This window comes from Zavarzinia sp. (genome assembly GCF_041650655.1).
Lineage (GTDB): Bacteria > Pseudomonadota > Alphaproteobacteria > Zavarziniales > Zavarziniaceae > Zavarzinia.
Genome location: NZ_JBAZKR010000057.1, coordinates 22,268 through 28,971, shown reverse-complemented (window position 1 = coordinate 28,971; position 6,704 = coordinate 22,268). Strand labels below are relative to the sequence as shown.

The following is a 6,704-nucleotide window of genomic DNA, read 5'->3' as shown; positions in this document are numbered from 1 at the left end:
GTGTGCCGGTCGAGCGGATCATCGGCCTCGATCGTTTGCCCTCTTGGCTCGGCGGGGACGCCTGAGATGACGGGCGGGGACGGTCGGCTCGCGCGGCGCCTGCTGGCGGCCCGCCTCGTCCTCGCCTTCGAAGCCCTGTGGCCGGCGCTCTGGCCCGGGCTCGGCGTCATCGGCACATTCGCGGCGCTCGCCCTGGCCGGGGTGTTCGAACATGTGTCGCCGGTCGTTCATGCCATCCTGCTCGGCCTGTTCGGCCTAGCCCTGGTCGTCGGCTGGCGGCGCGTGCCGGCGGCGCTGCGCCTGCCCGATACGGCACGGGCGCGGCGAAGGCTGGAACGCGACAATGCGCTGCCGCACCGCGCCCTGGAAACCCTGGACGATCGCCTGGCCGCAGGGGCGGGTGATCCCGCCTCGCAGGCCCTGTGGCAGGCCCATCTGGCCCGGGTCGCCGCCCGCGTGCAGGGGCTCCGGGTCGGCGGGCCCCATGCCGGCCTGGTGCGGCACGATCCCCATGCCCTTCGCGCCGCGGTGATCCTGGCCCTGGTGGTGGCCGGCATCGCCGCCGGCAGTGCCGGGCCGGAGCGCCTGGCCGAAGCCCTGGTGCCGCGCTTCGCGCCGGCCGGCGGCGCGCCCGCCGGTAGCACCAGCGGTTACACCGCCTGGATCACGCCGCCCGCCTATACCCGCCTGCCGCCGGTCTATCTGGGCGGGCAGGGCATCCCGCCGGGCCAGCACCTGCGGGTCGCGGCCGGTTCCAAGCTGATGGCGCGGATCTATGGCGCCGGGGCCGGCACTGTTGCCTTCGGCGATCAGGTGACCGTGCTCGACACGGTCGAGGCGGGCACTTTCGCGGGTGAAGTGCCGGTCACGGCGGCACCCACGCTCCGCCTCCTGGATGGCGAGTCGGAATGGGCCGCCTGGCCGCTCGAGATCGTGCCCGATGCGCCGCCGGTGGTGGCTTTCGCCTCGCCCCCGGTGGCGACCGAGCGGCGGGCGCTGCGCATCGCCTTCGACGCCCGCGACGATTACGGCGTCTCGGGTGTCGCCCTGGTCATCCGTCTGCCCGGCAATCCGGAGCCGCTGACCGTGCCGCTCGGCGGTGCCACTGGCCGGCCGGAAGCCAAGGGCACCGCCTTCAAGGACTTGACCGCGCATCCTTGGGCCGGGCTCGACGTCGCTGCCGAACTGGTGGCGACCGATGCCCTCGGCCAGACCGGCCGTTCGGACAGCATGACTTTCGCCCTGCCGGAGCGGAGCTTCCGACATCCCGTCGCCCGCGCCATCGTCGCCGCGCGCAAGGCGCTGGTGCAGCATCCCGACGAACGCCGCAAGGTCGCCACCGTGCTCGCCGCGATCGCCGACCAGACCGATGCCTATGAAGGCCGCGTCTCGGTCTTCCTGGGCCTCGACCTCGCGGTGACGGCCCTGATCCGCCACGGCGACGGGTCGGCCGATGCCAGCGTGGTCGACCTCCTGTGGGAAATCGCGCTCGACCTCGACCAGGGCCGGGTGCCCAGTGCCGAGGCGGCGCTGCGCGCGGCACAGGACGCTCTCGAACAGGCCTTGCAGAACGGTGCCTCGGATGCCGAAGTCGCCCGCCTGATGGACGAGCTGCGCCAAGCCATGGCCGATTATCTCCAGGCCCTGACCGAGGAAGCGATGCGGAACGGCGGCGAGATGCAGGCCCAGCAGGCGACGCCGGACGGCCGCGTGCTCACCCCGGAAGACCTCCAGCGCATGATCGACGAGGCGCAGAAGGCGGCCGAAGGCGGCTCGCGTGAGGCGGCGCGCAAGATGCTGTCCGAACTCCGCGACATGCTGGAAAACCTCCAGGCCATGCCCGGCCAGGCACAGGACGGCGCCACCCAGGCCCTGAACCAGGGCATGAACCAGCTCGGCGGCATGCTGCGCGACCAGGGCCGGCTGCGCGACCAGTCCTTCGCCGAACAACAGCGCCGCCAGGACGGCGGCGCCCGCCAGCCGGGCGCCCAGGGCCAGCAGCGCCCGGGCCAGGGCCAGGCGGGGCAGCAGGGCCAGCCGGGCGGTCTCGGTGGCCAGGCCCAGGAACAGGAAGATCTGCGCCGTCAATTGGGCGATCTGTTGCGCCAGCTCGGCGATGCCGGCCTGCCCCTGCCGGAATCGCTGACCCAGGCGGAGCGGGCCATGGACCGCGCCCGCCAGGCGCTCGAAGGCGACGATCCCGGTGCTGCAGCCCAGGCCCAGGGCGAGGCCCTGTCGGCCTTGCGCGAAGGCTTGCAGAACCTGGGCGAACAGATGGCCCAGCAATTGGGTACGAGGCGTGGCCAGGGGGCGGCCGGCAACGAGCCGGGCGGCGAGCGCGATCCCCTCGGCCGGCCCAAGCCCGGGCGCGATTTCGGTTCGGGCGACGAGGTCAAGGTGCCGACCGAGGCGGAGGCCAAGCGCGTGCGCGAGATCCTCGACGAATTGCAGCGTCGCGCCGGTGACCGCAGCCGGACCCCGGAAGAACTGGACTATATCCGCCGCCTGCTCGAACGCTTCTGAAGGCTGGACAGGACCTCGCCTGCGCCGCACCCTGATGCGGGCTGCGGCAGCTTGCCGCAGGACCCGGCAACCAGGGGACCGGCACCGACAGACGTGCCGGCAAAGGGAGGTTCGCGATGGCACGCCCGATTCTGATCGACCGGCGGGACATTCTGGCGGCAGGCGCGGGGCTCGCCGCCTTCGGCCTGATGGGGGCGCCGCGGCTCAAGGCCGAGACTTTCGTCAACGTTCTGACCGGCGGCACCTCCGGCGCCTATTACCCGATCGGCGTCGCCCTGGCGGCCGCGATCGAGAAGACGGTCGCCGGCGTCAAGACCAGCGTCCAGGCGACCAAGGCTTCGGTCGAGAATCTGAACCTTCTGCAGAAGGGCCAGGGCGAGATCGGCTTCACCCTCGCCGATGCTGCCAGCCAGGCGGTCGCCGGGGTCGAGGACGCAGGCTTCAAGGTCAAGCTCGACAAGCTCCGCCTGATCGCCGCCATCTACAGCAACTATGTCCAGATCGTCGCCAGCGCCGAATCCGGCGTCAAGACCCTGGCCGACCTGAAGGGCAAGCGGATCTCGGTCGGTGCGCCGAAGTCGGGTACCGAACTCAACGCCCGCGCCATCCTGGGCGCCGCCGGCCTGACCTACGGCGATTTCGCCAAGGTCGAATATCTGGCCTTCGCCGAATCCGTCGACCTGATGAAGAACCGCCAGATCGATGTCACCCTGCAATCGGCCGGGCTCGGCGTCGGCTCGATCAAGGACTTGGCGGCCTCGATCGCCATCACCGTGGTGCCCGTGCCGGCCGACATCGTGGCCAAGGTCGGCGACGCCGCCTATCAGCCGGGCGAGATCCCGGCCGGCACCTATACCGGCCAGGACGCGGCGGTGCCCACCGCCTCGATCCGCAACCTCCTGGTGAGCCATGCCGATGTCGCCGACGACCTCGCCTATGGCATGACCAAGGCGCTCTACGACAATCTCGATGCCCTGGTCGCCGCCCATGCCGCGGCCAAGGGCATCAAGCTCGAGGCGAGTGCGGCCAAGGGGCCGATGCCGCTCCATCCCGGCGCCTTGCGCTTCTTCAAGGAAAAGGGCCTGGCGTGAGCCAGGCCGCCGTCGTCGACCGCGAGAATCCGGCCGCGAGCGCTGTCGCCCTGGCACCCTTCGCGGCCCGCGCGGTCAGCCTCATCGGCATCGCCTTCTCGCTGTTCCAGGTCTGGACCGCGACGGCGAGCCCGATTTCCAGCCTGTCGCAGCGCTCGATCCATGTCGGCTTCCTGCTCGCCATGATCTTCCTGCTGTTCGGCCTGCGGCCGCGTCCGGGCGAGACGCGGCGCATTCCGTGGTACGACTGGTGTCTCGCCGGCTCGGGCCTCGTGCTCGGCCTCTATCACCTGGTGTTCGAACGCGACCTGATCCTCCGCGCGGGCGAGCCGGACACGGTCGACATCGTCGCCGGCTGCCTGACCATCGCCCTGATCTTCGAGGCGTCGCGGCGGGTCATGGGCCTCGCCCTGCCGATTCTCTGCGGCGCCTTCATTCCCTATGCCCTGCTCGGGCCCTGGCTGCCCTTCGGCCTGGCACACCGGGGCTTCGGCTTCGACCAGGTGATCGACCAACTCTATCTCGGCACCGAGGGGATCTACGGCACGCCTACTTTCGTTTCGGCCACCTATATCTTCCTCTTCGTGCTGTTCGGCGCCTTTCTCGAACATGCCGGCATGGTGCGGCTGTTCAACGACATGGCGCTCGGCCTGGTCGGGCGGGCCAAGGGCGGGCCGGCCAAGGTCGCGGTGATCTCGTCGGGCCTGATGGGCACGATCAACGGCTCCGGCGTCGCCAATGTGCTGACCACCGGCCAGTTCACCATTCCCCTGATGGCGCGCTTCGGCTACCGCCCGGCCTTCGCCGGTGCGGTGGAGGCGACCGCCTCCATGGGCGGGCAGATCATGCCGCCGGTGATGGGGGCGGTCGCCTTCATCATGGCCGAGACGCTGGGCGTCGCTTACGCCGAGATCGCCAAGGCGGCGATCGTGCCGGCCCTGCTCTATTACGCTTCGGTCTTCTGGATGGTTCATCTCGAGGCCGGCAAGCGGAACCTGCGCGGTCTCGACGCCGACGAATGCCCGAGCACGACGCGGGCGCTGCGCCAGGGCTGGTACCTGCTGCTGCCGCTGGCCGCCCTGGTCGCCCTGCTGTTCTCCGGCTATACGCCGCTCTTTGCCGGTGTGGTGGGGCTCTTCGCCACGGTCTCGCTGATCCTGGGCCAGGCGGTGGCGCGGGTGGCCCTGGGCAGCAATGCCCAGCGGGCGGTGTTCTGGGTCTCGCTCGGCCTGCTGCTCGCCCTCGTGCTCAGGCTCGGTATCGCGACCGAGACGGTGGCGGTCGGCTTCACGCTGGTGCTGGGCTTTGCGGCGCTGAGCCTGCGCAGTGCACGCTCCGCGGTCGGCCTCGTCATCGGCAGCCTGGCGGACGGGGCGCGCAACGCCCTCGGTGTCGGCATCGCCTGCGCCCTGGTCGGCGTGCTGATCGGCGTCACCACCCTGACCGGCATCGCCTCGAGCCTGGCCGGCTCGATCGTCGCCCTCTCGGGCGGCAATCTGCTGGCCGCCTTGGTGCTCACCATGGTCGCCTGCCTGGTGCTCGGCACCGGCCTGCCGACCATCCCGAACTATATCATCACCAGTTCGATCGCGGCGCCGGCCCTGCTGAAGATGGGGGTGCCGCCGCTCGCCTCCCACATGTTCTGCTTCTATTTCGGCATCATGGCGGACCTGACGCCACCGGTCGCCCTGGCGGCCCTCGCCGCCTCCTCGATCGCCCGGGCAGGGCATATGGAGATCGGCTGGATCGCCACCAGGATCGCCTTGGCCGGCTATGTCGTGCCCTTCATGGCGGTCTATGATCCGGCTTTGCTGGCGCAGACCGGCGATCTCCTGGCGATCGCCTATGCGGCTTTCCGGGCGCTGGCCGCCATCGCCCTCTGGGGCATGGTCGCGATCGGCTATGGCTTCGCCCCGGTGCCGCTCTGGCAGATGCCGATCGCGATCGGCGGCGCCATCGGCCTCGTCCTCTCGACGCCCTTCTCGGACGAGATCGGCTTCGCCCTCGGCGCCGTCTTCGTGGCACTCCAGCTCAGGGCGGCACGCCGGGCGGCGGCGGCATGAGCCTCGCCCTCTGCCTGCTGCTCGGCAGCCAGCTCGTGCAGCGCTTGGAGGCCAAGGATTTCACCCTGGCCTGGCGCCATTCGATCGAGAAGATCGAATGGCAGGAGGATTGGCGCATCGAGGCGGATGGGCTGCACCTGATCGCCGCCCGGGTGCAGGGCTCCGGCGCCGGCATGGACCCGCCGGCGGATGCGGTGCGCCGGGGCGATTGGTGGGAATATGTCCCCGCCCTGGCGCCCCAGCAGCACCTGACCCTGGCCCGTTCCGGCCTGGTGCCGGACTACCGCCTGTGCGTCGCAGGTGGGTGCCGGACCCTCGGCGAGATCGCCGGCCTGCCGCCGGAAGGGGCGGTGACCCTGACGCCCTGCGAGTAGCGCCTGTGCCGGTTTGGGCATCCAGCCGGAGGAATCCGGTGAGCTACCCAGAACGCGGTAATTCAGAGCGATGCAGTAATCCGGGGATGAAGGTATCCCTCGACACTGCCCTGCAAGGCATTATTATTTTTACGATGCGGTATAGTTGTTATGAATATGGTTAATGAATATTTTGTTGCGATATGTGTTTAATTATATATTCTGGGTTGTGTAATCTGATGATGGGGGAGACTATGGCTGCCTATTTTCGATTTCAGCAAGAAACCCCGGCGGGAGACGTCAAATTTTTTACATTCAAATTGGTGGACGAGAAAAAAATCTCGGAAGCGAGATCTAAAATCGAAAATGGGGATGTCCTCGGAAATCATGTGCAGGGCAAAATAATTCGCTCAATCGCTCCCTACAATCCAGAATGGTCATTTCATCTTGATCCAAATTCAATAGGTTTTTTCTCTATTCAAATAGAAGTATGTGACTCAAATGTCACATATGTTGAAGATCATTTGGATGAAATTGGCGGAAGTACATTGCCGAATTTCTTCTGGTGTCCATGGAGTTCAAAATTATTTGACGAAGTCACAGGGGAAATAGACCCTGTTACCGAAAAACCAATTGGAAACTTGAGGGGGATTTAGAGAGCACAGTGGGGCGAC

The 6,704-nt window shown here is 68.0% G+C and carries 5 protein-coding genes; all 5 read left to right on the top strand.

What is annotated here, in order from left to right; all coding sequences use genetic code 11:
- Positions 1 to 66 precede the first annotated feature (66 nt).
- The 5 genes from WC493_RS14010 (at position 67) to WC493_RS13990 (ending at position 6,686) form a co-directional block, all read left to right on the top strand.
- The gene (locus WC493_RS14010) at positions 67 to 2,523 is read left to right on the top strand and encodes a TIGR02302 family protein (protein ID WP_373066151.1); all 2,457 of its coding nucleotides are present in this window, start codon (positions 67 to 69) and stop codon (positions 2,521 to 2,523) included.
- A gap of 116 nt (positions 2,524 to 2,639) precedes the next feature.
- Positions 2,640 to 3,614, top strand: coding sequence for a TAXI family TRAP transporter solute-binding subunit (locus WC493_RS14005; RefSeq protein ID WP_373066150.1), 975 nt, complete (start codon positions 2,640 to 2,642; stop codon positions 3,612 to 3,614).
- A complete protein-coding gene (locus WC493_RS14000; RefSeq protein WP_373066149.1) occupies positions 3,611 to 5,677 on the top strand; it encodes a TRAP transporter permease in 2,067 nt (688 codons plus the stop codon). The genes WC493_RS14005 and WC493_RS14000 overlap by 4 nt, the downstream gene beginning before the upstream one ends.
- Complete coding sequence (locus WC493_RS13995) at positions 5,674 to 6,051, top strand: DUF1850 domain-containing protein (protein ID WP_373066148.1); 378 nt, start codon at positions 5,674 to 5,676, stop codon at positions 6,049 to 6,051. Before WC493_RS14000 ends, WC493_RS13995 begins: the two co-directional genes overlap by 4 nt.
- A gap of 233 nt (positions 6,052 to 6,284) precedes the next feature.
- On the top strand, positions 6,285 to 6,686 hold the full coding sequence (locus tag WC493_RS13990) for a hypothetical protein (RefSeq protein ID WP_373066147.1): 402 nt from the start codon (positions 6,285 to 6,287) through the stop codon (positions 6,684 to 6,686).
- Positions 6,687 to 6,704: the final 18 nt, after the last annotated feature.

What these genes read in the sequence shown, in the direction of transcription:
- WC493_RS13990 (WP_373066147.1), top strand. Translation starts at nt 6,285, where the DNA reads ATGGCTGCCTATTTTCGATTTCAGCAAGAAACCCCGGCGGGAGACGTC.
- WC493_RS14005 (WP_373066150.1), top strand. Translation starts at nt 2,640, where the DNA reads ATGGCACGCCCGATTCTGATCGACCGGCGGGACATTCTGGCGGCAGGC.
- WC493_RS13995 (WP_373066148.1), top strand. Translation starts at nt 5,674, where the DNA reads ATGAGCCTCGCCCTCTGCCTGCTGCTCGGCAGCCAGCTCGTGCAGCGC.
- WC493_RS14010 (WP_373066151.1), top strand. Translation starts at nt 67, where the DNA reads ATGACGGGCGGGGACGGTCGGCTCGCGCGGCGCCTGCTGGCGGCCCGC.